The organism is Haloferula helveola, assembly GCF_037076345.1.
Taxonomy (GTDB): Bacteria; Verrucomicrobiota; Verrucomicrobiia; order Verrucomicrobiales; family Akkermansiaceae; genus Haloferula; species Haloferula helveola.
In genome coordinates this window covers 3,007,083-3,032,118 of sequence record NZ_AP024702.1, presented here as the reverse complement: position 1 = coordinate 3,032,118, position 25,036 = coordinate 3,007,083, and the positions used below count along the sequence as shown (strand labels likewise).

At 61.7% G+C, this 25,036-nt stretch carries 23 protein-coding genes; 4 read left to right on the top strand and 19 right to left on the bottom strand.

Features of this window, described 5'->3' with window-relative positions:
• Positions 1 to 44: 44 nt before the first annotated feature.
• Together HAHE_RS11215 and HAHE_RS11210 are read right to left on the bottom strand one after the other, a co-directional pair.
• A complete protein-coding gene (locus HAHE_RS11215; RefSeq protein ID WP_338684486.1) occupies positions 45 to 707 on the bottom strand; it encodes a 50S ribosomal protein L25 in 663 nt (220 codons plus the stop codon).
• A 110-nt stretch (positions 708 to 817) separates the two neighbouring features.
• Entirely contained in the window at positions 818 to 1,744 is a 927-nt protein-coding gene (locus HAHE_RS11210; RefSeq protein WP_338684484.1) for a ribose-phosphate pyrophosphokinase, read from the bottom strand.
• A 70-nt stretch (positions 1,745 to 1,814) separates the two neighbouring features.
• On the opposite strand from HAHE_RS11210, the gene HAHE_RS11205 reads away from it, so the two are divergent.
• Positions 1,815 to 2,774 carry an exosortase/archaeosortase family protein gene (locus tag HAHE_RS11205; protein ID WP_338684483.1) on the top strand — a complete coding sequence of 320 codons (960 nt, stop codon included), beginning with the start codon at positions 1,815 to 1,817 and terminating at the stop codon, positions 2,772 to 2,774.
• Positions 2,775 to 2,776: 2 nt separating this feature from the next.
• Positions 2,777 to 3,556, top strand: coding sequence for a hypothetical protein (locus HAHE_RS11200; protein ID WP_338684481.1), 780 nt, complete (start codon positions 2,777 to 2,779; stop codon positions 3,554 to 3,556).
• Here the strand turns inward: HAHE_RS11200 and HAHE_RS11195 are convergent.
• The 4 genes from HAHE_RS11195 to HAHE_RS11180 form a co-directional block, all read right to left on the bottom strand.
• On the bottom strand, positions 3,546 to 5,486 hold the full coding sequence (locus tag HAHE_RS11195) for an O-antigen ligase family protein (protein ID WP_338684479.1): 1,941 nt from the start codon (positions 5,484 to 5,486) through the stop codon (positions 3,546 to 3,548). The genes HAHE_RS11200 and HAHE_RS11195 overlap by 11 nt on opposite strands.
• A gap of 55 nt (positions 5,487 to 5,541) precedes the next feature.
• Positions 5,542 to 6,945 carry a sugar transferase gene (locus HAHE_RS11190; protein ID WP_338684478.1) on the bottom strand — a complete coding sequence of 468 codons (1,404 nt, stop codon included), beginning with the start codon at positions 6,943 to 6,945 and terminating at the stop codon, positions 5,542 to 5,544.
• Positions 6,946 to 7,038: 93 nt separating this feature from the next.
• Positions 7,039 to 7,962 (bottom strand): glycosyltransferase, encoded by a 924-nt coding sequence (locus tag HAHE_RS11185; RefSeq protein WP_338684475.1) that lies wholly within the window; start codon positions 7,960 to 7,962, stop codon positions 7,039 to 7,041.
• A 38-nt stretch (positions 7,963 to 8,000) separates the two neighbouring features.
• Positions 8,001 to 8,807, bottom strand: coding sequence for a glycosyltransferase family 2 protein (locus HAHE_RS11180; protein ID WP_338684473.1), 807 nt, complete (start codon positions 8,805 to 8,807; stop codon positions 8,001 to 8,003).
• A gap of 71 nt (positions 8,808 to 8,878) precedes the next feature.
• Between HAHE_RS11180 and HAHE_RS11175 the strand changes: the two genes are divergently transcribed.
• Complete coding sequence (locus tag HAHE_RS11175; protein WP_338684470.1) at positions 8,879 to 10,021, top strand: hypothetical protein; 1,143 nt, start codon at positions 8,879 to 8,881, stop codon at positions 10,019 to 10,021.
• Here the strand turns inward: HAHE_RS11175 and HAHE_RS11170 are convergent.
• Positions 10,018 to 10,869 (bottom strand): alpha-1,2-fucosyltransferase, encoded by an 852-nt coding sequence (locus tag HAHE_RS11170; RefSeq protein WP_338684468.1) that lies wholly within the window; start codon positions 10,867 to 10,869, stop codon positions 10,018 to 10,020. The two genes, HAHE_RS11175 and HAHE_RS11170, sit on opposite strands and share 4 nt — an antisense overlap.
• An 11-nt stretch (positions 10,870 to 10,880) precedes the next feature.
• Complete coding sequence (locus HAHE_RS11165; protein WP_338684466.1) at positions 10,881 to 12,080, bottom strand: glycosyltransferase family 4 protein; 1,200 nt, start codon at positions 12,078 to 12,080, stop codon at positions 10,881 to 10,883.
• 89 nt (positions 12,081 to 12,169) lie between these two features.
• Between HAHE_RS11165 and HAHE_RS11160 the strand changes: the two genes are divergently transcribed.
• Positions 12,170 to 12,841: a sulfotransferase domain-containing protein gene (locus tag HAHE_RS11160; protein WP_338684465.1), complete on the top strand. Its 672-nt coding sequence runs from the start codon at positions 12,170 to 12,172 to the stop codon at positions 12,839 to 12,841.
• On the opposite strand, the gene HAHE_RS11155 is transcribed toward HAHE_RS11160, so the two are convergent.
• From HAHE_RS11155 to HAHE_RS11105, 11 genes are read right to left on the bottom strand one after another with little or no spacing between them, the layout of a single operon-like run.
• Complete coding sequence (locus tag HAHE_RS11155) at positions 12,811 to 15,177, bottom strand: glycosyltransferase (RefSeq protein ID WP_338684463.1); 2,367 nt, start codon at positions 15,175 to 15,177, stop codon at positions 12,811 to 12,813. The two genes, HAHE_RS11160 and HAHE_RS11155, sit on opposite strands and share 31 nt — an antisense overlap.
• Positions 15,174 to 15,956: a glycosyltransferase family 2 protein gene (locus HAHE_RS11150; protein ID WP_338684462.1), complete on the bottom strand. Its 783-nt coding sequence runs from the start codon at positions 15,954 to 15,956 to the stop codon at positions 15,174 to 15,176. The genes HAHE_RS11155 and HAHE_RS11150 overlap by 4 nt, the downstream gene beginning before the upstream one ends.
• Positions 15,953 to 16,810 (bottom strand): sulfotransferase, encoded by an 858-nt coding sequence (locus HAHE_RS11145; protein WP_338684460.1) that lies wholly within the window; start codon positions 16,808 to 16,810, stop codon positions 15,953 to 15,955. Before HAHE_RS11145 ends, HAHE_RS11150 begins: the two co-directional genes overlap by 4 nt.
• 21 nt (positions 16,811 to 16,831) lie before the next feature.
• Positions 16,832 to 17,725, bottom strand: coding sequence for a hypothetical protein (locus tag HAHE_RS11140; RefSeq protein ID WP_338684458.1), 894 nt, complete (start codon positions 17,723 to 17,725; stop codon positions 16,832 to 16,834).
• Positions 17,725 to 18,969, bottom strand: coding sequence for a glycosyltransferase family 4 protein (locus tag HAHE_RS11135; protein WP_338684456.1), 1,245 nt, complete (start codon positions 18,967 to 18,969; stop codon positions 17,725 to 17,727). The genes HAHE_RS11140 and HAHE_RS11135 overlap by 1 nt, the downstream gene beginning before the upstream one ends.
• A gap of 36 nt (positions 18,970 to 19,005) precedes the next feature.
• Positions 19,006 to 19,914, bottom strand: a complete 909-nt coding sequence (locus tag HAHE_RS11130) for a hypothetical protein (RefSeq protein WP_338684454.1) — start codon at positions 19,912 to 19,914, stop codon at positions 19,006 to 19,008.
• 26 nt (positions 19,915 to 19,940) lie between these two features.
• Entirely contained in the window at positions 19,941 to 20,633 is a 693-nt protein-coding gene (locus HAHE_RS11125) for an FkbM family methyltransferase (protein ID WP_338684451.1), read from the bottom strand.
• Complete coding sequence (locus HAHE_RS11120; RefSeq protein ID WP_338684449.1) at positions 20,630 to 21,499, bottom strand: hypothetical protein; 870 nt, start codon at positions 21,497 to 21,499, stop codon at positions 20,630 to 20,632. Before HAHE_RS11120 ends, HAHE_RS11125 begins: the two co-directional genes overlap by 4 nt.
• On the bottom strand, positions 21,496 to 22,365 hold the full coding sequence (locus HAHE_RS11115) for an FkbM family methyltransferase (protein ID WP_338684447.1): 870 nt from the start codon (positions 22,363 to 22,365) through the stop codon (positions 21,496 to 21,498). Before HAHE_RS11115 ends, HAHE_RS11120 begins: the two co-directional genes overlap by 4 nt.
• Before the next feature lie 4 nt (positions 22,366 to 22,369).
• Entirely contained in the window at positions 22,370 to 23,956 is a 1,587-nt protein-coding gene (locus tag HAHE_RS11110; protein ID WP_338684446.1) for an MBOAT family O-acyltransferase, read from the bottom strand.
• A gap of 15 nt (positions 23,957 to 23,971) precedes the next feature.
• Entirely contained in the window at positions 23,972 to 24,973 is a 1,002-nt protein-coding gene (locus HAHE_RS11105; protein ID WP_338684445.1) for a glycosyltransferase family 61 protein, read from the bottom strand.
• Between the last annotated feature and the right edge of the window lie 63 nt (positions 24,974 to 25,036).

The window sequence follows — 25,036 nt, the reverse complement described above, 5'->3', positions numbered from 1 at the left end:
CGGCCCGCGCGAAGCGGGCCGGGGTTGGGAAAGATCGGAAGCGATCAGGCTTCGGCGGGAGCTTCCTCTTCGGCCGGAGCCTCTTCGGCAGCTTCTGCAGCGGCAGCCGGAGCGGCCTCTGCGGCAGCTTCGTCAGCCGTTTCCTCGACGCGCGGCGCACCGATGTGGGCGATCACCACCTCGGCATCGTAACGCGGGGTCACACCCTTCGGGAAAGTCACGTCGCCGATGTGCAGCGAGTCACCCAAGGCCAGTTCGGAAACATCGAACTCGAGAATTTCCGGGAGATTCGTCGCCGAGCAGGTGACGTCGAGGGTGTGGAGGCCCTGCTCGAGGACACCACCTGACTTGACGCCTGCGGCCGTGCCCAGAAGGTGGACCGGCACCGAAGCCTGGAGTTCGGTCTTCTCATTGACCGCCAGGAAATCGGCGTGCAGCGCCTCGCCGGTAAGCGGGTCGTGCTGGATGGCCTGCAGGAAGGCGAGGCTCGATCCTTCACCTTCGATCTCAAGGTTGATCAGAATGTTCTCCGACTCGCTCTCGCCGAGCATCTCGCGGAACGCCTTGGCGTCGACCTTGAGGTTCTTGTTGTCGGCGTTCTTCCCGTAGAGGACGGACGGCAGCCAACCTTCGCGGCGCATTTGCTTGAGGAGACCGGACCCGGTGCGGGCGCGGGTTTCGGCTTTAACGGAGTGCTTCTTGGCCATGGCGGAAATCGGTGGATTGGAGAACCGCTGTCACCGACAGCGGGGCGCGGGCTATACCGGTGCGCGCGCGGAATGTCAAAAAATTGTTCGAGGGGCGGATCGGGCGGTTTTCAGACCTCGAACAGCGAGGTGACCGACTGACCGCCGGCAATCCGCCGGATCGCCTCGCCCATCAGCGACGCGATCCCGCAGACGTGGACCTTGTCGCCCGAGGCCTGGGGCACCGAATCGGTCGTGATGACCTCCTCGATCGCCGAGTTCCGGATCCGCTCGCGGCCCATGTCGCCGAGCACGGCGTGCGAGACCCCCGCGAAAATCCGCTTGGCTCCGTGTTTGTGGAGGATTTCCGCCGCGGCGCAGAGGGTCCCGGCGGTTTCGGTCATGTCGTCGACCAGCATCACATCCTTGCCCTTCACGTCGCCGATGACGTTCATCGCCTCGACCTTGGTCGCGCTGACCCGGTGCTTGGCGACGATCGCGAGATCCGAGCCAATCGCGTCCGCATAAGCCCGGGCCATCTTGACGCCCCCGACATCCGGTGAAACCACGGTCAGTTCGCCCGGGTCCTTGATCTTCTCGCGGATGTAGCCGATCAGCGCCGGCTTGGCGTAAAGATGGTCGACCGGAATATCGAAGAATCCCTGAATCTGGGGAGCGTGGAGATCCATCGTCAGCACCCGGTCGACTCCGGCGGAGGTCATCAGATTGGCGACGAGCTTGGCGGTGATCGGAACCCGCGGCTGGTCCTTCCGGTCCTGCCGGGCGTATCCGAAGAACGGAACCACGGCCGTGATCCGCTCGGCCGAAGCGCGGCGCGCGGCATCGACCATGATCAGCAACTCCATGATGTTGTGATTGGTCGGCGGGCAGGTCGGCTGGATGATGAAAACATCGCCACCACGGATGTTCTCATTGATTTTGACGAAGGTCTCACCGTCGGGGAATGCCGTCACCCGCACATCGGCGAGCTTGGTTCCGAGTTCGGCAACGATACGTTCGGCGAGGGCGCGGTGGGCGGTTCCACTGATGATTTTCATGGGCAACGGCGGCGGCGGGCCGATTGTTGACAGCCCCAGAGGGATCGGCAACCCTACAGGTGCCGGACCGATGGAAAGACCCTCCGAAACCCAGATTTCCAAGGCCCTGCTGTCGTCTACTCTACCGGGGGCGATTGCGGTCGGCGCGGTCGTGGCGTTCTTCTATCTCTTTGTCACGGGGTTCGGACCCGACCACGTGATGAGCCCTCTGGCGTGGCTCAAGAGTACGTGGAACCACGAGACCGATTTCGAGCACGGGTTCCTCGTGCCGCTGATCAGCATCGGCCTGATCATCTGGCAGTGGCCCCGGCTCAAACAGGCGGCGCATCAGGGGAGTTGGCTCGGTCTGGCCGTGGCCATCGTCGGCGCCGGATTCTTCGTGCTCGCCCATCGCACCGGACAGGCGCGGCTCGCCGTCGGTGGACTGCCGATGATCCTCTGGGGCTCGGCGTGGTTCCTGTGGGGCTGGCAGGTCGCCAAGCTGACCTTCTTCCCCCTGTTCGTCTTCTGGCTGGCGATTCCCGTGCCGCAGTTCCAGCAGGCGACCTCGATCCTGCAGGTACTTTCGACCAAGCTCGCCGCGATCGGCTGCGGTTGGTTCGGTGTCGCCGTCGAGAGCCGGGGTGCCTACATTTACTCTCTGAATGACAGCTGGGATCCGCTCGAGATCAACGAATACTGCGGCGGCATCCGCTCGTTGATGGCACTCGTGCTGATCGCTTCGGTGTGGGCTTACATCGCCAAGATGAGCCTGTGGAAAAAGGCGGTTCTCTGCGTTTCCGCCGTACCCCTGGCGATCATCGGAAACATGTTCCGCCTGACGTCCATTTTCGTGATCGGCGAATACGGTGACCCGAAGTTCGCCGCCGGGACATGGCACGACTGGTCAGGCCTGATCATCTTCTATCCGATCTCCCTTGCTCTGCTGCTGTTCGTTCACTCGCTGCTGGAGGGCGGGTTCAAATCGCTCAAGCGGCCGCGCATGACCCGCCGCGAGGTCGGCACCGCCCAACTCGAAGCAAAAGGCTGATCATGAGAGCGTTCGTTCCCGCCTTGCTTATCGCGGCCGTCATGTCGGCGATCTACGCGTTGCCCCCCTTCAAGGAGGTCGATAGCGCGTTACGCCTCGAACTGGAGAACCACCTCGGCGCATGGCAGCTGGACGTCCAGCCGACTCCGGAACCGGTGCGCAGGGTTCTCGCCACCGACACCGATTTCAGCCACGCCCTTTGCTCGCTGAAGAGGGTCGAGGAAATGTCCTACATCTGGGGAACAGCCCCGACGGACTTCGCCCAGCTCTCGATCATCCTTTCGGGGCATGACCTGGCGAACTCCATCCACCGCCCCGAACGCTGCCTGGTCGCCCAAGGCCACCGGGGACTGGTCGTCAACGCATCGGCCATCCAGGTGCCGGCGGGTCACACGGTCGAGTCGGTTGACTCTTCCGAACTGAATCCCGAGAGCGGGGTCACGGTCCCTGTCACGCGGATCCTATCCAGGCGGGAACTGGGCTACGGTGACAAGGACGACCGGAAGTTCATCGACCAGCACTGCGTCACCTACTACTTCTTCGTCGGCAAGGACCGCATCACGGCGGACCATACCGAACGCACGCTGATCGACATCAAGGATCGTGTCCTGAAGGGAGAGGCCCAGCGTTGGTCTTTCGTCATGTGCACGATGGTTTATCTGCCGGGTGAGGATCGCGAGATTGGCGACCCCCCAGACCTCGAAATCGCGGACACAAAAATCCGCCAGCTCCTGACGGAACTGGCGGAGGAGAACATCGACTGGAGCCGGATCAGTCGTTGAGCTCTTCCGGTGGAGGCTCGACCGCCTCGACCCTGGCTCCCTCGAGGAACGCGATCGCCTCCTCAAGCCGGACGCGCAGCTGCTTGACCCCGTCCGCATAGCCGCCTTGCTGCTCCTTCGCGTCGTCCAAGAGCTTCAGGGCTTTGCGAAATTGCCAAAGAGCTTCGCCGGCTCGGCGCTGATCCGGATCGACCCAGCGGCCGTACCACAGCGCATACAGGTGCTTGGCATAGTGGAACCGCGATCCGAAACCGTCCTCAAGGCCACCCTGCAACTCGATGGCCTTCAAGTATGCCACCTCCGCTTCCGCATTTCTGCCGAGATCCGAGAGGGTGTTCGCCAGATTGATGACCAGCCCCGGGTGATAGGGATGGTAGTCGGCCGCGGCGCGATACGACTCCGCCGCGATGCGATTCCAACGACTTCTCTCGGCAGGCTCGATTCCCGGAGCAGAAGCCGCGATACGGGCGTTGCTGGCCTTCACCTCAAGCAGTCGGTCACCCGGCCACGATTCGATGGCGGAATCGAGATTCGCCATGGCGACCGCGGGCGAGTTCAGGATCTGCGGAGGGTTCATGTAGAGAACCGGCCAGACCGCCCTCAAGGTCGATGTTCCCCGGAAACCCAGCCAAAGCAGTGGGATCATCAGAACCGCCCCGATTCCGATTCTCGCCCAGTGAGCGGAAGACCGGACTTCTTTCGAACTCTGGAGCATCGAACCCAGACCGAAAAGCAATCCCAGCAGCAGCGCCGACGGCAGCAGGTGGAACACGAAACTGACGTTCGCTTGGGCAAGCATCGCGCCACCCGCCGACAGCACCCCCGCCGCCACCGCATCCGCCTCCGCGGGATCCCTCGAGCTTCCGAGGAACAGGTTCGAGACGGCCAACCATCCCAATACTCCGATTGGCACGAGCACCAGTACCGCGCCGACCAAACCATAGTCCGTGATCGTCTGCAAAAGTTCGTTGTGGACGAAACGTTCGTTCTCCGACCCTCGCCCGAACTCTTTCACGTCCCAGTGGCGATTCCTTTCCCATGAATACGACCGGCTCCCGCCACCGGCAACCGGATGCTCGGAAGCCACCTCCAGGGCGAGATTCATCCACTCGAGGCGCGACGTGTTGTCCAGCATCTGTAGCATGCTCTGCTTCCCACGCTGCTGCTGGACCTTCTTCAGTACAGACCAACCCGCCACTGCTCCGCCGATCAGCAGGATCGGAAACAACACCAGAACAACTTTCGACCACCAAACATTCCGGCGCCAAGCGACGGCCCCAAGCGCGCCAAGCAGCAACAGTACGCCAAAGCCCAAGGCAACCGTGCCTCCCCGGGACCCTACGACCGCGACCATGGCCAATGAGCCCGCGAAGGTGACCCCATAAAGCACTTTGAGCAGGGGATGATCCTTGCTGAACAAACCACGCGACGCCAGCAGCAGCGCGACTCCGAGGGTGAAGTTCGCGAAATAGTTGTAGTGCCCGAAAAATCCGGTCGGCCCCTTCACCGGGCGGTTGGCGTATGGCCACATGAAATCCGGAGTTTCGATCTGGATCAGGGCGATCCCCAAGTTCAGAAGCGAAAGAACCGACAGTCCTCCGAACAGAATCCAAAGGGCTCGCCGATCTTCCACCAGACCCGCCACCACCACTGACGTGCCAAACACCGCGAGAACCAGCATCGCATCACCCCTTGCCGGATCCATCACCGGCGACTGGAAGCAACGGAGCAGGATCCAACCGATTGCCGGAAGCATCGCGATCCGCACCGCAATTCCATACCGTGATCCGGACGGACCGAAGCAGCCCGCTCCCACCGCGAGGCCCAAGGCAATGAACGCCGGCCCCCAGCTCCATTCGGCGGTCTGGGGTCCATAGACCAGCGCCATCAGGAACGCGAGCACCAGAAAGCCTGCGGAGAGCATCTTCATTCGAATGCCAGAAAAGAAATAACCGCTCCCCGAACAAGACCGGGATTGTCCGAGCCTATTTGGCGCCCTTCCCGAACAGCACTGCCGGGATGGTTTTCAGCAGCAACTTGATGTCGAGCCAGAGCGACCAGTTATCGATGTAGCGCAGGTCCATCTCCACCCACTGCTCGAAGCTGGTGATCGTGTTGCGCCCGCCCGCCTGCCACTCGCAGGTGATCCCTGGCTTCACACTGAGGCGGCGCCGGTGCTCCGACTTCTGGAATGCCTCGACTTCATACAGCGGCAACGGACGCGGTCCGACGAGACTCATGTCCCCCATCAGCACGTTGATCAGTTGGGGGAACTCATCGATGCTCAGCTTCCGGAGAATCGCGCCGAACTTGAAGATGCGCGGATCGTTCTCAAGCTTGAAGACCGGTCCCTCCATCTGGTTTCCGTGATCCTCCTTGATCTGCTTCAGCATCTCCTCTGCATTCGGCACCATGGTCCGGAATTTCCACATCCGGAACGGCTTGCCGTACTTCCCCGCCCTCTTCTGGAAAAAGAAGGCAGGCCCCGGACTCGCGATTCGGATGCCCACCCACGCGAACACCCACAAAGGAAAGGTGAGCAAGATCAGAACGAACGCACCGACACGGTCGAACACCGACTTGACCGCCAGTTCCCACGACAGGTCGGGCGTTGAACGCAGAACAAGCATCGGCTTGTCCCCAATCACATCAAAAGTCGGCCGCGCCACCTGAGTACGCATGAAGGAGGCGGCCACCCACGTCTCGACTCCCTGCAACTCACACGCCTCCACGCATTCCGCAACCTTGGCGAAACCGATATCGCCCGCCGAAATGATCACCCGCTCAACCGAGCTCTCCTTGAGGATGTCGTAGAGATCTCCCACCGATTGCGTGTCGAGATCGAACTCTCCGACGATGTTCATCGCCTCGACCGCCTCTGGATCCAGCTCGTCCAGAAACGCGTCGACGTCATCGGCGGATGCGGCGATCAGCACCCGCTCCTTCAGATCCTGCCGGATGCCGCGGTGCTTGAGGTGAGCCGTCACCATCCTGTCCCGGGCGAGTAGCAAGAGCAGGACGAAAAACCCGCCGAGACCGAGAATCAGGCGGCTGGTGTCGGGGAGCCGGGCGAACACCGCCAGCATCCCGAGCATAAGCGCCATGATCAAAAGACCGCGGATGAGTTGGGAAAAGGAAGAGCCGAATGTCTTGCTTCGCAAACGGCGGTAAAACCCGAGAAACTCGAGCACCAGCGGAGTGAACGGTACCGCAACATAGAGGACCCACGTCATCTCGGCCAGGTTCCCGGTCTCCACAGGCTGCTGACCGATCAACTCCCGTAGGGGATTACGGACAAAGTCAGCCAGATAGAATGATGCCCATACCAGAGCCGCATCCACAAGCTGGAGCAACTGGATCGAAAAAGCTTCTCGTCTTCCGACAGGCATAGGTGGGGAGATCGTGAGTCGCCGAGAGGCTTAGGTGACTGCCTTGACCTAGGCAAACGTCGATTTAGCAGCTTGGGTTTCTACGTAAGAGCGTCAGGGGCCGAAGTCCTTGCGACCCAGCCTTCCCGCCAGACCGTCCCGGACACCGGCAAACCAAGCGGATATCAGGCGAAACTCACCGAATCGCATTAGGGCGAGACCGTAGGCCACGGACATCGCGAGTGCTCCGGAGAGCCCGGACTGGGCACGCTTCAGCCAGACCATGTTGCGCACCTTGTAATAAAGCTTCCAGTTCGAGAGTCCGCGTTCGAGAAACAGGCTGCGCCCGAGAAAACCAAGCCGAACCAGATCCTTCGGACCCGGATGGTCGAGAACTGCGGCCCGAACCGCCTCTGAGCGGAACCCCGCCTGCTCGATTCTCCACGGATACTCCTCGTCCTCACCACGGATGAAGAGCTCGGCATTCACCGGACCGGCCACTTCACGGATCCGGCGCGAGATCAGGGCTCCTGTCCAAACACCGCGACTTCTCAGACGCTTCCCCGGCGGTAGTTCGTCCACCGAACTGGCCATCGTCACGGTTCCGTCATCATGAACCAATTGCAGCGGCCATGTGAATCGGCCGGTCGCGGGGTCCTCCTGCAAGGGATGGCGCAACACCTCGGGATCCCAATCGTCCGCCAGCATCCCTTCCAACGCGTCGCGCCGCGGCCACGAATCGTCATCGAGTATCCACACGGCATCGCAGCCCTCTTCAAAGGAATGTTCCATAGCCATCCGCACCGCCCCGGCGTTGCCGAGATTGCCTCCGGTGTCGATCACCTCCAAGCACTCCCACGCCAGCTCGCGCATGGCCTCGGCACTGCCATCTTCCGAGGCGTTGTCAGCCACCACCACACGATCGGGCTGGCGCGTCTGGGCGCGCAACCGGGCGATGCACTCCAACGCGACCTCCTTGCGATTGAAGCTCGCAAAAACGACCGCGACCTTCGTCTCAACTTTCGCGTCGTCGCTCACTGCTCACTGCTCACTGCTCACTGCTCACTGCTCACTGCTCACTGCTCACTAGTCACTTTAAGCACTCCCTTCCACAGCCTCGCCACCACCCACAACACGCCATCGAAGAGCCCGTTCAGGTACGGATCATCAAACAGGGTCACCCCGTAGACGCGCCGGATCGCGCGCGATTCGACGTGCTGGCGCTCCGCTTCAAGCACCTCATCCATCTCCTTCGAACGACCGAGATGCCGCATCGAGGCATTTCCCTCATGCAGCCGGAATTCCGCCAGGGCTCCCCGCACATGCCTGAACTTCAGACCGGCTTCATGCAGACGGATGTAGAACTCGCCATCCATCACGTAGCGGAAATCCTCCCGCAGCCTGAAGCCGCCATCGATCACGCTCTTGCGACGATAGAAGGCGGCGGTCGAACCGATGTAGCAATGGTGGTGCACGTGGACAAAGGGGGACCACCGTGGAAGGCGTACCGTCCGGATCAGGGAACCGTCCCGCTTGACGAAATCAAAGTCTCCGTAAACGACGTCCTCGTCGCAAGCCGCCAGGGTTCTCAGCATCTCCTCAAGAACACCCGGTTTCAATCGATCGTCGGCATTCAGCCACATCACCCAGTCACCCTTCGCGCGCTCGAATCCGCGATTGATGGCCTGTGACATACCGGTATCCGGCTCCTGATGCCACATCGCTTGGGGATACTCCGCAACCAACTCGGCACTGCCGTCGGTCGATCCGCCATCCATGACCAGATGCTCTAGATCGACTCCTGTCTGCGCGGCGACACTCTCAAGGCAATCGCCCAGGAACCCGCCGTAGTTCAGGCTGGGAGTAATGATTGTGAAGTGCATCGCTGTGCTTCGTTTTGGTGCCCGAACCGATTGCGGTCGATTCGCCCCGCCAATCCTGATTTTTTCACGCCGTGCGATCGACACTCTTTTCGCTCCTTACCGCGCTGCTGCTGGCCACGACGACTTGGTTTTTATGGCAGCATCGCTTTGAGCGAGATCCAACTTATCAGGACCTTGGGCTGGAAGACCTCATCGCTGCCCAACCGGATACTTTGAGTGCCGGAACGCGATGGGATGCATCGATGGGGAAACTGGTCTTGGCCAAGGGTCCGGAAGGCAGCCCGGTCGTTGAGCAACTGTTGCTTCCAGGCATCGACAGGGCTCGATCGCTTCATATGTCCTTCCAACTCGCCGCCAAAGAACTCGCGGCGGGCAAAGAGCCGCGGGAAGACGGACGGCTGACGCTGGTCTGGTTGCGGCCTGATGGCAGCAATTCAATCGAAGCCACCTATCTCGCCTCGGTCTTGCAAAACCTCCACAACCGGGTCCCATCCCTCGTATCGAGCCGCGACGGTTCTCCGGCCATTCCCGCGCTGCGGGTCGAGCACCTCGGCATTTCCGGTCAGCTGGAACTTTCCGACCTCAGGGTCAGTGTCGTTCGGGAGAGCTGGAGCTGGGCTTGCGGCAAATACGTCCTTGTCGTCTCTTGGCTGGCATGGGCCGGGGGAGTCGCAGGAGGCCTTCGGTTTCGTTCATGGAGGCCATGGTTGGTCGGCATTGCATGGGTGGTGCTTTTGATCCGGGTCGTGCTTCCCGGTCCATGGCCAAATGACCGGCCGCTTGGGGAACCGTTTCGACTCGGGTCTCCGGTCACCGACCCGGCGGGCTCCACCCCACCCGCTGTATCCCCTCAGATCGCCGAGTCTTTTGACCGAATCGACCTGACTTCGACAAAAGTCGGGGAACAGGAAAACTACGGCGGGCTGATCCTGCGTGCGAAGCTGTCGCTCCAAAAACTCCGGCCTCTGCTTCACATGCTCCTGTTCCTGGGGCCGAGTTGGCTCTTCGCGCTGCTAACCGACGATCGCCGCGCACTGGCACTGATGGCGGCAGTCGCGGTCTTTGGCGAGGCGGTCCAGATGCTCTTCGGATTCGGATTCGACTTCGAGGACCTGGGCGACCTGCTGGTTGATGCCGTCGGCATCGGCATCGGCATCGGATTGGCCCGGCTCCGGGTTTTCAAACGTTTCAGGTCGCGGCCCTCGGAGGGCTAGCCGTCGGTTGGAACCGTTTGCCAACCGGAACAAAGCTTGTCCTCGATCGGGGCTTCGATATCGCCGCCGAACCATCGGTCCGGGCAAAGAACCTGTTGCCCCGCCTTCTTTCCGAGCCATGCGCCCCACCACGAGTAGCTGCTGTTCGAGATGACATGGTGCCTCGCGAGACTCATCAGGTAGAGGTCGTGCAACGGGTCGCTCCCGGTCCCCGGAATATGGGCAATCTCGACATCGCCTCCGGCGAGATTCCCCGCACACCACGCCGGATCATCGGAGAAAAGATGGAAACGAAGACCCTCGCTTGCCGCCCTGAGCCGGTTCATCGCGCGACGATAGTAGCTCGCTCCGCAAACATCGAACTCGCGCCGGCCGACGAAATCCGTCCGTCGCACGTGAACCGCCACCGAGTTCCCGCATGACATCCTGTCGGCGAGCAAACGGGTTGCGTCCGACCATTCGAGATCTGACATCTCCAAGTCCTCCCGTAGCTCGGTTTCAAGTCCTTCGAAATACTTCGGTGATTGGAAGTAGCCCATCAGCACGCACGACGATGGAGCATCGAGGAAAGCTTGATCAAAACGGCTGACCCCAACGGGTTCCTTGAGGACCGGCACCTCATCCCACTCCCAAGGATGCTTTCCGGTCCACCGGTTCAGCGCGCGGCTTGTCACAGAAAATCTTCTCCGCAGCGTCACCTTAAGGGGCAGACGTTTCAGACACGAGACATTCCGCCACCCCGCGCGATTGAACCATGACCCGTCCATCACCAGCGGGACACGGTGCCGCTTCGCGAGGACCCTTCCGAGGGCATACTGGAACAGGCTGTTCCCGGTTCGCCCGAGCATGACCACCCGAATCATTGCGCAAGGCCGGCGTGGGGTTCTCCGAACAGGTCCAAAATCCGCCGCGCCACATTGGGAGCGTGGAGACGTGCCGACCAACGGGACGAGATATCGGCCGGCTGGCGCCGCCCTACCCGCCAGTCAACGAGCTCTGCCTTCAGCGCGGCCAGATGGCCGGCCGCATCGTTCGTCTCGGCCTGGCGTCCGTCGCCATCGGAGACGAACCACTCGAAGCTGGCCAACGAAACCGAACGTCCGGCAACCACGGTGCAGCCACAACAAAGCGCCTCGGCACTTGCAATGTGGAACGACTCGAAAGCCGAAGGGCAGTAGGAAATCCGGGCCGGGCGCAGCAACGCCGCGATTTCATCGGAAGTTTTCCGGCCGTGCAGAACCACCCGCTCCTTCAGGGAGGCACCCAGCCCCCGATGCCATTCGGTGAGAGCCGGTCCTCGCGAACCGACAAGGTCGATCTCCACTTCCAGATCCTGAACCAGCAGCCGATCCATTACCTCAATGAGCATCGACGTCCGCTTCTGCCTCTCGTCGTCCCACCTCCCGATCGCAACGATCCGCTCCTGCTTTCCGCTATCGTCATCCGTAAACCGCGGGTCCACCGGATGCGGGACGAACACCACCCGCTCCTCAAGTCCGTTGCCAAATCGCCCGCAGTAGGCCCGATACCTCTCCGCCGCCAGCGGTGAGACCGCTGCGATCCAGTCGCCTTGGGCGAGATGGGTGGCGCGCAACCGGTCGCTGACAAAGAAACCAACCGTGAACTCTTTAGTGAGCTGCTTCACCAACCGCGGGGTGCCGCCAGCCACCCGTCCGATTCCCGACACGATGCACTGCTCCTTCCACCAATCCACAAACCCGGCCCGCGGACTCACCAACCCACCGCTGTCCTGATTCAGCACCAGGCGGATTCCGGCACTACGAACCGCCTCCGCCACCTTGCGGAACTTCGGTCGGCCCCACGCGTAAAGGACGAGTCCGTCGATCTTCCGGCTTGCCCACCAATCCGCGGATTCCAGATTTCCGAAATCCGTGCGAATCAGATCCGGCTCATCGTCGTCCCGGACCGGTCCAGGCATCACCGCCCGGCTTTCGACGCCGAGGCTCCGGAAGCCGCGCGAAAGCAGCCCGCTGTCCCTGGCGAAGAAATCGGGTCCCCCTCCAAACTCGACGGGGGTGCATGTGAACCATCGACTCATCCTGCTATGACCCGACGCGCCAAGACGGACTAACCGCGCCGGGACCTTGAACTCGGGGACTACAGGGATGACACTCCGCCCGCCGAGCCATGCGAAACCCACTTCGGATCCTTCATGAACACTTGCGCTCGCCGGTGATTCAGTTCGGCCCGCCGCGCACGGGCAGCACGGTCGTCTGGAACGCACTGCGCGCGATACTGCCCGGCCAGGACATCCCGAAGCGGCATGACCTCAGCTTTCTCCATCTCAGCCCGTTTTGCCGGTCGAGGATCGTCTGCACGGTCCGCAACCCGCTCGACATCATCGTGTCGATGCTCGGCGTGTCCGAACTCGAACCGACCCCCGAAGCCGTCACCGGGAAGATTCTCGAGTTGGAGCACCACGGTCTCGGAAACGTGCTTTCGATCCGGCAGCGGCCGGGCACTTTGTTTCTTCGCTACGAAGACTTCTACGGCAACTTCGACTACCTCTTCGACGAACTGACCCGGTTTCTGAAGGTCGAGATCGGTGATGAGGAACGGAACCGCTTCAATGAGGAATTCCATGTCGAGTCGGTTCGGAAGAGAGCCGAAAATCTTGGTGACTTCGGTAACTTTGATCCCGGCGACCACATTCACGGCCGGCACATCTCGCGATACTCCGGCAGACCCGGCTACCACTCGGAAGTGCTGGATCGGGATTCCGCTATCCGCATCCGCGAGCGATTCGCTTCGTTCATGGCCGCGTTCGACTACCTGCCGGACGCCGGACGATCCGAGTGAGCCCCTCCCCCGCCTCCCGCCACTTCGCCGAAAACCTCCATCATCCGTTCGACGACCCGCTTCGAACTGTATGCGTCCCGTAGCGCCAGGCCGGTCCGGCGCACTTCGTCGGGAGGCAATGCCATGACTTCCTCGAGTACCGGCCACAGGCTCGAAGCATCGTCCAAGGAGAACCCCCCCTTGTCTGTCGCGACCCCCAACACCTCCTCGACCGAGGTTCCCCGGTGGTAACAAACCGGCGTGCCGAGGTAATAGGCTTCGATCGCCGGCAACCCGAAGCCCTCCACTTCAGAAGGAAACACCAAGGCCTTCGCGGCAGTGAACTGGGAAACAAGCGCCTGATCCTCCAGAAACGGCAGATAGACGATCGACGCGCTGGACCTGACCGATTCAGTCACCTCATCCGGCAGGGCCCCGACGACGTGTAGCTTCGGGAGTGAAGGATCGGATCCCACTCGCTCCCTCTCACCCTTCAGCCACTGCCGGACCAGCCATGCGGTCCGCTTGTGGGGTTCCTTCGACCCGAGATGAAGCACGTAGTCGGCCTTGGCGGGATCTTCGGGTTGGGGGATCGACTCGTAGAGGCAGGGTTCGTAGGTGACGTAGATCTTCTTCTCGGGCAGCTTGTGCCGGCGGACAAACTCCTCGATCTGACGCTTCGCGTTCTCGGAGACCGTCATCACTGCAGAGGCATTCCTGAGCGTATTCCGAAGCATTCCCGCCCAGTAGCTGTATTCGAGTTCAAGCCTCCACTTCGGGTAGTGGTCCTGGTAGTACTGGATGATCGTGTCGTGGATTGTTGCCACCGCCGGCTGGCAGGCCAGATGGAAACGGGGCATGAAGCCCTTGGGGAAGTACCAGACGTCCGCCCTCCGCCGCGGCAGCATCACAACGGGGTGCAGATGATCGGTCAGGATGCGAAGCGGCTTCGGTCGGGTGCTCCACGGCAGAGTGACCATGCCGGCCGACGCATCCGGCGCCCTGACTGACGACCGGGATACGACCCCCGTCAACGCGACGTCGGGTTGTTTCGCGATGGTGCCCAGCACCACCTCGGTCATGCGGGAGATTCCGAGACTTCGTCCGAGCTTGGGATTCTGATCGGCAAGATAGGCGTAGATCGCAATCTCGTCGTGACCCCGCTTACCCTGCTGCCGATCCTCCGCCACAAACGAGAGGCTGGCCACGATGGAGCTACCGAAGCGCTCGAAACGGAAACACTCTTCAAACCTTGCCCGGAGTTCCTCGGATAGCGGACGAATGCTTCCGTCCAGCACCGCTCGGGCTGCAGCGGAAAGACGCTCCGCCAACCCCTCCGGGTCGGCGATCTCGGACAGATACGGATATCCTTCCGGCAAAACCCCGCTGACCCCGTCAGACGCAGTTGCCACAACGGGCACGCCGAATGCCATCGACTCGGCGACAGTCAGACCGAAACTTTCCCAGCGGCTGGGCGCAAGGAACAGGTCAGCGTCAAGAAAGGCAGCCCGCTTCGCCTCTCCATCGATGAAGCCCGTTTCCGCCACTTGCAAGCGGCCACTCCAGGACTCCTCGACTTGCCGAATCCACACGTCCACCTCATCGCGAATCTCGGGTGCGACTCCACCGGCGAGTGTCAGTTCCATGCCGGTTTCCCGTGGCAGGGAGGTGTCCTGCCCGAGCAGGACCAGGGCCTCAAGGAGGTCGGGCAAACCCTTCGCAGCAGTGCCATGGGAAAGAAACAGGAGACGGATCGGACCCGTGTGGCGTTCGCGCTTCCGGTCCTCCGGACCGTCGGCAGGATCCTGAATCCCGTTCCATACAACCTTGACCTCGCGTGACCCGATCACATCGGCATCCATTCGCGAATTCTCGGAGACCACGATTGAGAGATCGGGCTTCGCGAGCAGCAACCGGCTGATGCGTCTCCCCAAAGACTCAAGCCAACGCGGACCCGGCAGACGCTGTCGATCCGACCCGTGAGCCCACTCTCCTTGGCCGATCGCATGCCAGTGAAAAACAATCCTGCTGAATGCGAACCGCAGGACCACAAGAAGCAGCCAGTCCCGCCCGACCGCGCTCCACTTAACGGGTCCCGGAACGTAATAAAGCACCGGATCTTCAAGTCGGAACCTCACCCGGAGCGCCTCCCAGAGGTAGCGGAAGCACAGCATCACCTTGACGACCGATCCTTCTCCGATTTCGGTGAGCGACTTCGAAAAGCGGGCATCGATGTGCGTGAAGCAGGGCGCGTCCGGGTCCGCCTCCAGCGCCTCGATCATCGCCGCCACCATGCGGCTCTGCCCGTGCTCGGGTGGCGGCACCTGCGCGAAAATGACAACAGGGCGCGACTTCATCGAATTCGGTGATGCACCAACAGACGCTTGAGAATCCTGCGAGCCTGGAAGATCCGTCTGCCGGCGCGAAGCGCGAACTTCGAGCCAAACCATCGCGGCAGTCCCCGGTTCGCGATGTGATCCCGCTGGGCCCGGAGACCCTCCGAAACCATCCGAGCCCAATGGCGCTGGGTTGTGCTTTCCTCGTGCCAGCGGAAGTCCGCAAGCAGTTCCGGAAGATAGGAAAACTCATACCCCGAACGGATCAGGCGAAGGTAATACTCCCAGTCCATGCAGTTTCGATAGCCGACATCCAACAACTCCCCGGACTGGATGATTCGGCGATTGTAAAACGTGGAGGTTGAAGGATTGCAGCATCCGACAAAAAGAAAATCCCACTCGTCCACCGGGGTGTCATATTTGCGGCGCATCGGGTCACCGTCCGCATCGACAAACCGGCAGTCACCGTGAATCACGTCGGCGTCCGGGTGAACCGCGGCGTGGGCGGCGACCTTCGCGAGGGCATCGGGGAGCAACCGGTCATCGCAGTTGAGCCACATCATCCAGTCGCCCGTGGCTTGCAGGAACCCCTTGTTGATCCCGTCGCTCATGCCCTTGTCGGGCTCGCTCTTCCACGTCAGATGCGGATAGCGACGCAGCACCTCGAGCGTGTCGTCCGTCGAACCGGCATCGGTCACGATGTGCTCGAACTCGACGCCCTTCTGCGCAAGGACGCTTTCCACACACTCCGGCAGAAAGCGTCCCTGGTTGAGGCTCGGGGTGATGATGGAAAACTTCATTGGCCCTCGGCGAATCGACGTGCGGCCCGTTCGCGGATCGGCCCCATCGATGCCTGGTCGAAATGCGCGCGCACCGGGCCAAGGAACGGGCGCATCGGGCGCGCGAGCTTCATGGCAAGCTCGAGCCTCGATACCTGCTTCGGATCCAGGCGCGCCCGCTTTTCCGGATCACGGTTCTCGAATTCACGCGTGACCTCCGACATCCACGAGCAGGCCTCGGAGGCCATCTCGAGGCTCGACCTGTGCCCATCCCACAGCCCGGCATTCTCGACGCCGATGAACTCGAGAACGCGGGGGATCACACCCGGAAGATCATCATACCCGAGTTCGAAAACCCGCTCACGCGGCAATCTGGCGAAGGCATGCTCATAGCTCTCGCGGAATACCGCGAAGCGGAACGGATTGCGATTATTCTCGCCGAACTCCACCCGGAACTGGGATTCGAATACGTTCTGGGGATGCCGGCGCAGCACGATGAACTTCCCCGATGTCGCAAGAGGTGCCGTGTGCATCCCGACGGTGCGGGGCGTCTTCCACACGATTGCCTTCACTTCGTCAGGGTTGCGCCCGAGCTTCACCGCGACCGCCTTGCCCAGTGCGACCAGAATCTCCTCATCACTGCCCTCCATGCATGCCTCCGCATCATCGAGAGAGAGCGGAGTGGGAGGGAACGTCGCGCCGAGATAAAGTGCCGCCAACCGCCGGGGATCGGCCCGTTCCTCGGGCGTCGCAACTCCAAGCACCTGGGGAAATGAGGATTCCGGAGGCGAAACCACGCCACGTTGCTTGTCGAGCATCGCGCTCAACACGGTACTACCGCTTCGAGGCAGGGAAAGAATGTAGGCAAGCTTCATGGATACCCGGTCATCGAAGGATCATCCGTCGCGCAACAACTTCCGCAAGAAGTGGATGACCCGGCCCAGCAAGGGCGAGTCGGAAACCTTGACCTGCAACCGCATCCGCCACAGCTCGGCGCGCGACAATGGCACTGGTTTCTCCCAACGGACTTCCACCGGCCCACGTCCGGCCTGCGATGCCAACTCCGACATCTGGTCAAGGTGGTCACGCCACATTCCCCCTGGGAAATGCAACGCCGCGGCCGCGTCGTTCGCGATGTCGTAGCGGACCGATCTACGGCTACGCTTCAGGTCCTCGGGGTGGTAGAGCACCATCTTCGGATAGAGGAAGGCCATGATCTCCTGATCCGTGTTGTAGCGGCGGGTCGGGTCGAAGAGGCCTCTCTCAAGCATGTCTTCCATGCGCTCGAAGGGGAACGGCTCACCCAGAAAATGGAAACCGGAGTTGACCCGCCGAGGCACCCGCTCCCGGATCCATTCCCCGTCGTGAGCGACTCCGTTGTACCACGTCCACGACTCGGTGGAGAACGCGTTGGGCGCATCCTCCGGCTCGAGATTCGAAACCGGACGCAACCACACAATGTCGGAGTCGAAGTAGAAGTAGGGCGGCTCGACCACCATCGGCAACTCGAGCTTCGCGTTGTAACCGACCCCGTCAAGCAACGCACGGGTCCGGGGGTAGTCGCGCAGCCTCTCCTCGAGAATGGCTTCCCGATCCACCGGTCGGACAATGCGCGCCTCCATCCCTTCCGCAGCGGTCAAGAGCCGGAGCTCGTCCGACTCGTCCGGCGAGCCGTCCGTATGGATATCCAAGCGGTAGCGGTCGGCAAAATGGCGCGCGAAAGAATGGACCGCGGGGACCGCGATCTCCATCGCCGCTTTGTGAACCAGGGTAATGGCAGACGACTTCATCAACGCGATGCCGAAGCGATTCGATAGGCTTCCTCAACCGTCCGGTCGTAGGACGTCGATGAGAACTGGTCCGCAACTTTGGCACCGGCTTCATTGGCAAGCTCAAGCAGTTCTCCACGGTGCTCGGCACACCAGACGACCGCGTCCGCCAAACCTTGGATCAATTGCTGCACCGACTCGACGGGCACCGCCGAACCTCCGACCAGACGGACGATCTCGCCCTGTGCACTGGTGTCGGCCACGACGGGGTAGCACCCCGAAAGAACCGCCTCCAGCAGGGTAACAGGAGTGCTTTCCCGGAAGCTCGGTAGAAAATAGACATCGCTGCGATGGAGAGCACCGATGTAGGCGTCGCCCCGGTAGCCTTCGTGAAACTCGACGCGCTCACCCAGTTCAAGCGTCTCAGCAAGTGCCTTCATCGCTGGAATCTCGGGACCGCCACCGGCGATCGTGTAGCGGAAGTCCACTCCCCTTTCCGCCACCTTCGCCAGGGCCTTGAGGGCGAGACTGAGGCCTTTTCTTCCTTCCATGTTGCCTCCGGCGAAAAGCCTGAGCGGTCCATCCTCAACTGTCGCAGGTTCCCGGCGGCGAAACCGTTCCGCCTTCTCTTCCGACACCGAGGCGATCGGCAGACGGAACATCGGCCGGTCCTCCCGGTAAGGTTTCAGCAGGACTTCGGTCTCCTCGTTCGCGGCGAAAACCACCGCCGTCTCCCGGATGCATGCCCTGAATGCTCTGGAACGCAGGGCCAACGCGGATTGCCAATCGCGCACCCGCTCGAACTGCCGGGATGCCGGACTCAACATCGGACGGAAGACGGGCGGGATGTAGCCGGCGCCGCCGATCGGTCCCCAGACGAAGGGGATCGGCAGTCGCCACAGCGGAGACGGCATCCGCCAGGCTGCGATGGTGACCTGATGGCAGAGATCGAACCCGACCTCCCGATGCCACTCGTTCGCCGCCGCAAGGACCTGCGTGTTGAACGAGCGATAGTTGAGCCAGCTCTGCAAATGGGCGACGAAACGGTTCTTCGAACAGGCGCTCCGGTCGCGCAGGAAGCGAACCCGGATATTGTCCGGGACCTGTCCTTCCTCGCGTCCCTGTTCCCAGCCTTCCTTGTTATGAATGTCGGTCAGCACCCATACGTCATGGGTGCGCGCGATTCTGCAGACCGCTGCCCACCCGACACCGGGCTCGGAGCCTCCGCACGGACTGCACGCGTAACCGACGACAAGGACTTTCATTGTGTTGAACCCAGGGTGACGGGGTGACCGACGCCGTCAGCGCCCAGCCAAAATTTCCGCCATGTAGCTGGCGACGGCTTCCTCGGAGCAAACCTCGTCCCACCAGCGCGTGGTCGCCCGGTGGATCGCTTCAAGGGCGTCCGGCTGCGCAAGCAGATCGGCCACCAGCGGCAGGAGTGCGGACCAGTCGCGGATCTGGATGATCGGGCTGCCACGATAAAAGCGGTTGTTCGGCAGCGGTCCTGAAATGATCACGCAGCCCAGACGCATCGCTTCCCAGTGGCGGATCGTTTCATGACTTTCGAAACCGGGCGGGCAGAGGGCGATCTTCGAGTTGGCAAGAACGCGGGCATACTCCTCGGGTGGCAGACCCTTGGCGAACCACTCGGTGAAACCGATTTTCGCGTCCGCCCACACATCATTGAAGGAACGTTGGCGGTAGAACTTGGAAACCATGCGCCTGATCGCCTCCTTCGGATACTTGCCCTTGAGATTTCTCCGCGGGAGCCATCCGATCTGACAGAACTGCTTGAACAGGTCGACGCGGTTCCGGTTCATGTAGCCGGAGAAGAACACCGATGTCTCGCGCTCGCCGAAAGGCACCGGTTCGGCCTCACCGGCGGCATTGAAGTAGCTTACGGGAAAGCTGTGGACATTCGGTGCGAGCAGGTCGTGGAAGCCGTAGGCCCGGAATACCGCGCGGTAGGAAAGGTAGTCGTCGACCGGAAACACTTCGCGCTCGTCCGAGATCACGATCAGCACCTTGTCATCGTCTCCCTGCCCCAGCGGGATCGGCTTGCCCTTGAATTCCCCGAAGGCCCGCCGATGGATGACAAACGTCGTGCGGGCGAACGCCTCGCCCATCCGGCGCTCCAGCGCCGCGAAAAGCCGCGAGAAGAACAGGCCCTCACGTTCGCTGTCGAATGGCTGGCCTCTGCCATTCACAATGTTCGCTGGGAGGGTAGGCCCATTCATAACCTGAAGAATATCCCGTCCACCTCATAGATCCTCAATGTCCGGGGGTCGCGCAATCCCGGCAGAATCCTCCAAAGCGAAAAGCCAAGCTCGCGCATGAGCCCGAGTATCTCTTCGATCCTTGGCTGACCTTCATAGAGCGCCTCTACAGACAACTCGAGTTGCCATCCGACCACATCCGACGTTCGGGAGCCAAATCCGTTGATCACCTGACGCTCGAACCCTTGGGTATCGATCTTGACGAAAGGCCTCGAGTGGCTGCCGAGAACGGCGTCGAATACGCTGTCCATCCTCGCCATTTCAACACTCACCGTCTTGCCGGCCGAGGTCTCTTTCTCTGTCTTTGTCAGGAAGGAGCTGAGCACATCCATCTCGTGAATGTTCATCTCGAAGGTTCCATTCTCTTCACCCAGAGCCAACTCCCGACCTTTCCAATTCGGATTACCTGCAAACCTCTCCTGCAAACGTGAGAATGCCGCCGGCTGGGGTTCGAACGAAACCACCGACCCTTCCCAGCCGTCTTCACGGAGCGCCTGCACGTAACCTCCATCATTCGCGCCTATGTCGACCACCACGTCCACCCTGTTGATCGAAAGCAACTCGCCCAGTCCGATGTGCCTGACGAGGTCAAATCCGTTTCTCCGAACGATCTTCTTCACCAGTCTCCCGATCGTGTCTTTCCTCATCATCTCTGGAGAACGTTGGCGGTTGGGTCGGGCAAGTTCAAACCCGAGCGGATGGAATTCACTGTCCGCACTGCGGTGCCGCCATCCATGTGCACGCCATCCGTCAGTTGGACCAGCCCGGGATCCACGTCGGTGCCGAGATCCCACCACTCGGCACCCGACTCCGAGATCGTGCGGCGCAACCATGGCGGCGGTTCCCCACCCTCCATCCTGGCTGGCGGTAGCAGCACGACGATGACTCGCGAGCCGGCCTGCTCGACCCTCCGGATCACGTCCACCAGCTCATCGGAGTAGCGCCGCGCGAGAGCGTCGATTTCCGAGATGTCCCATCTCCAGGCTGGAGTGGACGGGGCGGACCCGAGGCCCAGATCATCGCGGTGGGCGTCGCCGAATCCCCCCGTCCGGGTCGCCAGAAGACGGGAGTAGGCGAACGCTGCAGGCCGGGCGTAGGAGCTGACGGCCGGCACTTCCACTCCGACGCGGAACCAAGGGCGATGGATGGCCTGGCCGACCTCGCTCGTGCCACCCGGCATGGCGAGGTGAAGCGAATTGGCTTCCACGAGCAGAACCGGAGCGGCGGGCAACAAACCCTGGTCGATCGCCCTCAAGGTGTCGGCCGCGCTACCGCCATCACACCCCAAATTCGCGAGCCCGTTGAATCCCTGCGCCCGGTCGGGCAGCCGACCGGTGATCGACGACCCCAGCATCATCACGCGGGGTTCGCCACGGACTCCCGCCTGGATCCGACCCAGAGACGAGAAATAGTTCGACTCGCTCTTGATCGTTCGTCCGCCGACAAGACGCAGCGCAACGCCCTGGACCGTGAAGCAGAGGACGAGCCCCAGAGCCCATGTGACCGCGTATCTCATCGTTCCGTCGGCACAAGCGCCGAGTTGTGTCCCGCGCTCCGGTCGAGCCGATCTAGAATGGCTCCCGTAGTATCGCACAGGGTGCCGACGCGATAACCTTCGGGCGTCATCGCCCGGACCTGTTCGTCGGACAATTCGATGTGCTCGAAGAAAACCAGCGGCCGGTATTCGGCGACCAGTCGCCGCATACCGCCCATGACCTCGACCTCGTGACCCTCGGTGTCGATCTTGATTACCGACGGCGGAGCCAAGCCACGTTCGTATACGAGAAGGTCTCCCGACACGGTCTCCACCTCGACCCTGATCGCTTCGCCGCGGCAGTTGCCCTCCAGCGAGCCGAACGCGCTCAGGTTGACCGGTATGAACAGGGTCGCGGTGCCCTCGGAACTCGACACCGCGACCGGATGCCCGCGGGCCTGCGGCAGGTGCGAGAGAGCCGCCTCGGCCCACGGGTAGATACGCGGGTTCGGCTCGAAATAATGATGTTCTCCGATCGCGGTCCTGCGAGCGATCTCCGCGCTCAGGATTCCAGCATTCGCACCGATATCCCAGAACACGCTGTCCCCGGAGAGATGGGCAGCGATTGCTTCGATCAACGGTGTCTCCTGATTGTCATCGCCCAGCATCGTGTTGAGCCATCCGAAGGCTGACAGCTCCCGGAAATCGACTTCGGCAATATGTCCGTTCGGAAGCCGCAGCGGGTAGCATTGGAGCCCGGAAAGCCGTGGCGACAGGTGGTTGATCAGCCGGCCCGCTCCCCGGAGTCCGAGAGTCCCGTGCCACAGCCTGTAAAAGCCGACCACGCCGCGGGCGAGCGCGAGCGAAGCGAAACCGGGAGGCACGGATTGGGCCGGGGCGGTGCTCATTGGGTCAGAATTGGAAGTAGATGAAGCCCCGTGGAGCCCCCGGATTGGTGACTACCAGGAAGACCATCAGCGAGTGGCATAAGGGTTCCAGCGGCGATCGCGCGAGCTTGCGAGCCAGAACGTCGCGATGCTCCGACAGCCAGCCCCACGCGTGGTAGGCGACGACCGTGGTTCCGTAGAAGGCCAGCGCAAAAACCGGCGGGCCCGAGAAACCGAAGCGCAGCGAACCGGCCGCATGGAAAAACGCCCCGATGCTCTCCAAGTCAGGCATCATGAAAGTCAGCCACAGCAGCGTGACCAGATGGAAGGTGAGGAACCACTTCGAACAAGCAAAGAGCTTGGAGAACAGTGAACGGAGTCGAGAACTCTTCCTCGGATTCAATCTCTGTTCTCCGCTCTTTGCTCCACGCTGGACCAATCGCTCGGCCGCCAGAAAAACGCCATGGAGCGAACCCCAAAGGGCGAATTTCCACGCGGCACCGTGCCAAAGGCCCCCAAGAAACATGACCAGGAACAGGTTGAAGTAGGTTCGACCGCCGCCTTTGCGATTTCCGCCCAACGGAATGTAAAGGTAGTCGCGAAGCCACGAGGATAGCGACAGATGCCAGCGCCTCCAGAACTCCGTGATGCTTGTCGAGAGATACGGGAAGTTGAAGTTCGGCGGCAGCTTGTAGCCGAACAACGCCCCGAGCCCGATCGCGATGAGCGAGTAGCCGGCGAAGTCAGCGAAGATCTGCAACGAGTATCCATACAGCAATGACATGCTCACCACGGTGCTCATGCCCTCCACCTTGTCCGCACCGAGAGCCAGCACCCCGGTCTGCTCGGCGAGGTTGTCCGCGACGAAGATCTTCAGGAAGTAGCCGGTGACCAGACCCCGCCGCACCGTGATCCAGTCGATGTCTCCCCACCGTTTGGCGCCGATCTGGTCGAGGAAATCATGAGCCTTGACGATCGGACCGGCGACCAGTTGGGGGAAAAAGCTGATGTAGAAGGAGAGGTCCCGGATCGAAGCCGGACGATCGCGACCTCGCCTTCTGATCATGGCCATCGAGTGCGGACTGATGTCCCGCCTCCATGTGTCGACGACTAGGCTGATGCCCTGAAAGGTGTAGAACGAGATGCCGACCGGCAACGGGATGCCGCGCAGCCATTCGAGCATCGACTTGCCCATCCATCCTTCAGGCAACCAACCGGCGATGAAACCGGCGTACTTGAAGAATGCCAGCAGCCCCAAGTTCGCGGCAACGGTCCCCACCAGCCACCGACGGGCCCGGTGCTCAAGGTGGCGCTCCCTCGCCGAGGGAGCATCTTGCTCCAGCGCGTCCGCCTCCTTCTCCGTGCCCTCTCGGCGAGAGGACGCTACCTTGGACTTCCAGAACAGGATACGTTCGACGGCCACCGCGTTGATCACGCAGGACACGCCGAGCAGGAGCAGCAGCTTCGGATTTTCCCACGCGTAGAAAACGGCGCTCGCGATCAGCAGCAGCGAGACCTGCCACACCCGACGCCTGCCGCAGACGACCGGCAGGTAATATGCCACCGCGGTGGCAACCAGCAGGATCAGGAACTCCCAAGAATGGAAAAACATGGCCGGAATTCCTGATCAGTCGGGCCGGGTGGCCGAAGGCAGCCGCTCGAACCACTCGCCCAGGTCCGTCATCGCGGACGGACGGTCGAGAATCGAGAATGCGTAGTCGAGTTCTCCATGGAACGCGATCTGTTCATAGCACCCGTTGAGGTAGGACGACTGGAAAAGCTCAAGCACCGGTGTCCCGGGCCGCGCCCAGATCAGATTGCTCATCGCCGCACCGTGAATCCCGGCGATCGCGGTCGCCCCGCTCGCCAGTAGGATCTGCTCACGCACGCTCAGCTTTCCGCAATCCACGACCTTGAAACCTTCTGCCTCGAACGATTTCTCGATCCGTTCAAGGTCGGCCGGAACCCGGTTCGTCCCGCGCCGCGTCAGGAACACGCGCCCACCACTCCCGGGACCGGAAAAGAACGTCGAGAACCGCTCCTTCAACCATCCGAAGCCCGAAGGATTCCAAACCCCGGTCATCGCCGTCGGGGAGCAGAAGTAATATCGCTCCGGACGAACCGTGCGGACCGACGGGCTCGCCGCAAGGTCGGACAGACCCAGCATTTCGAGGGTTTCGGAAATATACGGAGCAGTTGAAACCGGAATCAGGATCTTCGTCTCCTCAGGCAAAGATTCCCGCACCTGAAGACGCGTCAGACTGTCGAAAATCCAGTGGAAGTAGTTCCTGCCGTCCCCCCAGTTTGAAGCGATCGAAGTCCACGCACCCGGAAGCGTGATGGGCCTCCCGGGAAACCACTGCACGCCGATTCCGTCCTCGCCGAGACGACGGCGCTCGGTCAGTCCGAAGACTCCTTCCCGGCAGATCCGGTCGTCGGGATCGCGCCAGTGCCACATGGATCCCACCAGCCGGGCATCCTCGCAGCGGGTCCAGAATGCGGACCAAGGTTGGAAGTCGTGCTGCCCGAGTCCACATCTCTCGGTAACCGAGCCCTCGGGACAATGACCGATTGGCTGACAGCGTTCGAGGACCGCACCGTCGTAGCGCCCGCCATCAAGGCGTTCCATGGCGGAGAAACTTCCTTTCAAAGGCTGAAAGGCTCTGAGCGAAGGCAGATGGCCGAAGATCCG

Bases quoted from the DNA above. Each gene is read 5' to 3' on its own strand.
- HAHE_RS11190 (WP_338684478.1), bottom strand. From the start codon at position 6,945: ATGCCTGTCGGAAGACGAGAAGCTTTTTCGATCCAGTTGCTCCAGCTT.
- HAHE_RS11200 (WP_338684481.1), top strand. From the start codon at position 2,777: ATGAGAGCGTTCGTTCCCGCCTTGCTTATCGCGGCCGTCATGTCGGCG.
- HAHE_RS11110 (WP_338684446.1), bottom strand. From the start codon at position 23,956: ATGTTTTTCCATTCTTGGGAGTTCCTGATCCTGCTGGTTGCCACCGCG.
- HAHE_RS11105 (WP_338684445.1), bottom strand. From the start codon at position 24,973: ATGGAACGCCTTGATGGCGGGCGCTACGACGGTGCGGTCCTCGAACGC.
- HAHE_RS11145 (WP_338684460.1), bottom strand. From the start codon at position 16,810: ATGAAGCTTGCCTACATTCTTTCCCTGCCTCGAAGCGGTAGTACCGTG.
- HAHE_RS11165 (WP_338684466.1), bottom strand. From the start codon at position 12,080: ATGAGTCGATGGTTCACATGCACCCCCGTCGAGTTTGGAGGGGGACCC.
- HAHE_RS11215 (WP_338684486.1), bottom strand. From the start codon at position 707: ATGGCCAAGAAGCACTCCGTTAAAGCCGAAACCCGCGCCCGCACCGGG.
- HAHE_RS11210 (WP_338684484.1), bottom strand. From the start codon at position 1,744: ATGAAAATCATCAGTGGAACCGCCCACCGCGCCCTCGCCGAACGTATC.
- HAHE_RS11140 (WP_338684458.1), bottom strand. From the start codon at position 17,725: ATGAAGTCGTCTGCCATTACCCTGGTTCACAAAGCGGCGATGGAGATC.
- HAHE_RS11120 (WP_338684449.1), bottom strand. From the start codon at position 21,499: ATGAGATACGCGGTCACATGGGCTCTGGGGCTCGTCCTCTGCTTCACG.
- HAHE_RS11155 (WP_338684463.1), bottom strand. From the start codon at position 15,177: ATGAAGTCGCGCCCTGTTGTCATTTTCGCGCAGGTGCCGCCACCCGAG.
- HAHE_RS11195 (WP_338684479.1), bottom strand. From the start codon at position 5,486: ATGAAGATGCTCTCCGCAGGCTTTCTGGTGCTCGCGTTCCTGATGGCG.
- HAHE_RS11135 (WP_338684456.1), bottom strand. From the start codon at position 18,969: ATGAAAGTCCTTGTCGTCGGTTACGCGTGCAGTCCGTGCGGAGGCTCC.
- HAHE_RS11160 (WP_338684465.1), top strand. From the start codon at position 12,170: ATGCGAAACCCACTTCGGATCCTTCATGAACACTTGCGCTCGCCGGTG.
- HAHE_RS11205 (WP_338684483.1), top strand. From the start codon at position 1,815: ATGGAAAGACCCTCCGAAACCCAGATTTCCAAGGCCCTGCTGTCGTCT.
- HAHE_RS11115 (WP_338684447.1), bottom strand. From the start codon at position 22,365: ATGAGCACCGCCCCGGCCCAATCCGTGCCTCCCGGTTTCGCTTCGCTC.
- HAHE_RS11180 (WP_338684473.1), bottom strand. From the start codon at position 8,807: ATGCACTTCACAATCATTACTCCCAGCCTGAACTACGGCGGGTTCCTG.
- HAHE_RS11170 (WP_338684468.1), bottom strand. From the start codon at position 10,869: ATGCTCGGGCGAACCGGGAACAGCCTGTTCCAGTATGCCCTCGGAAGG.
- HAHE_RS11150 (WP_338684462.1), bottom strand. From the start codon at position 15,956: ATGAAGTTTTCCATCATCACCCCGAGCCTCAACCAGGGACGCTTTCTG.
- HAHE_RS11125 (WP_338684451.1), bottom strand. From the start codon at position 20,633: ATGATGAGGAAAGACACGATCGGGAGACTGGTGAAGAAGATCGTTCGG.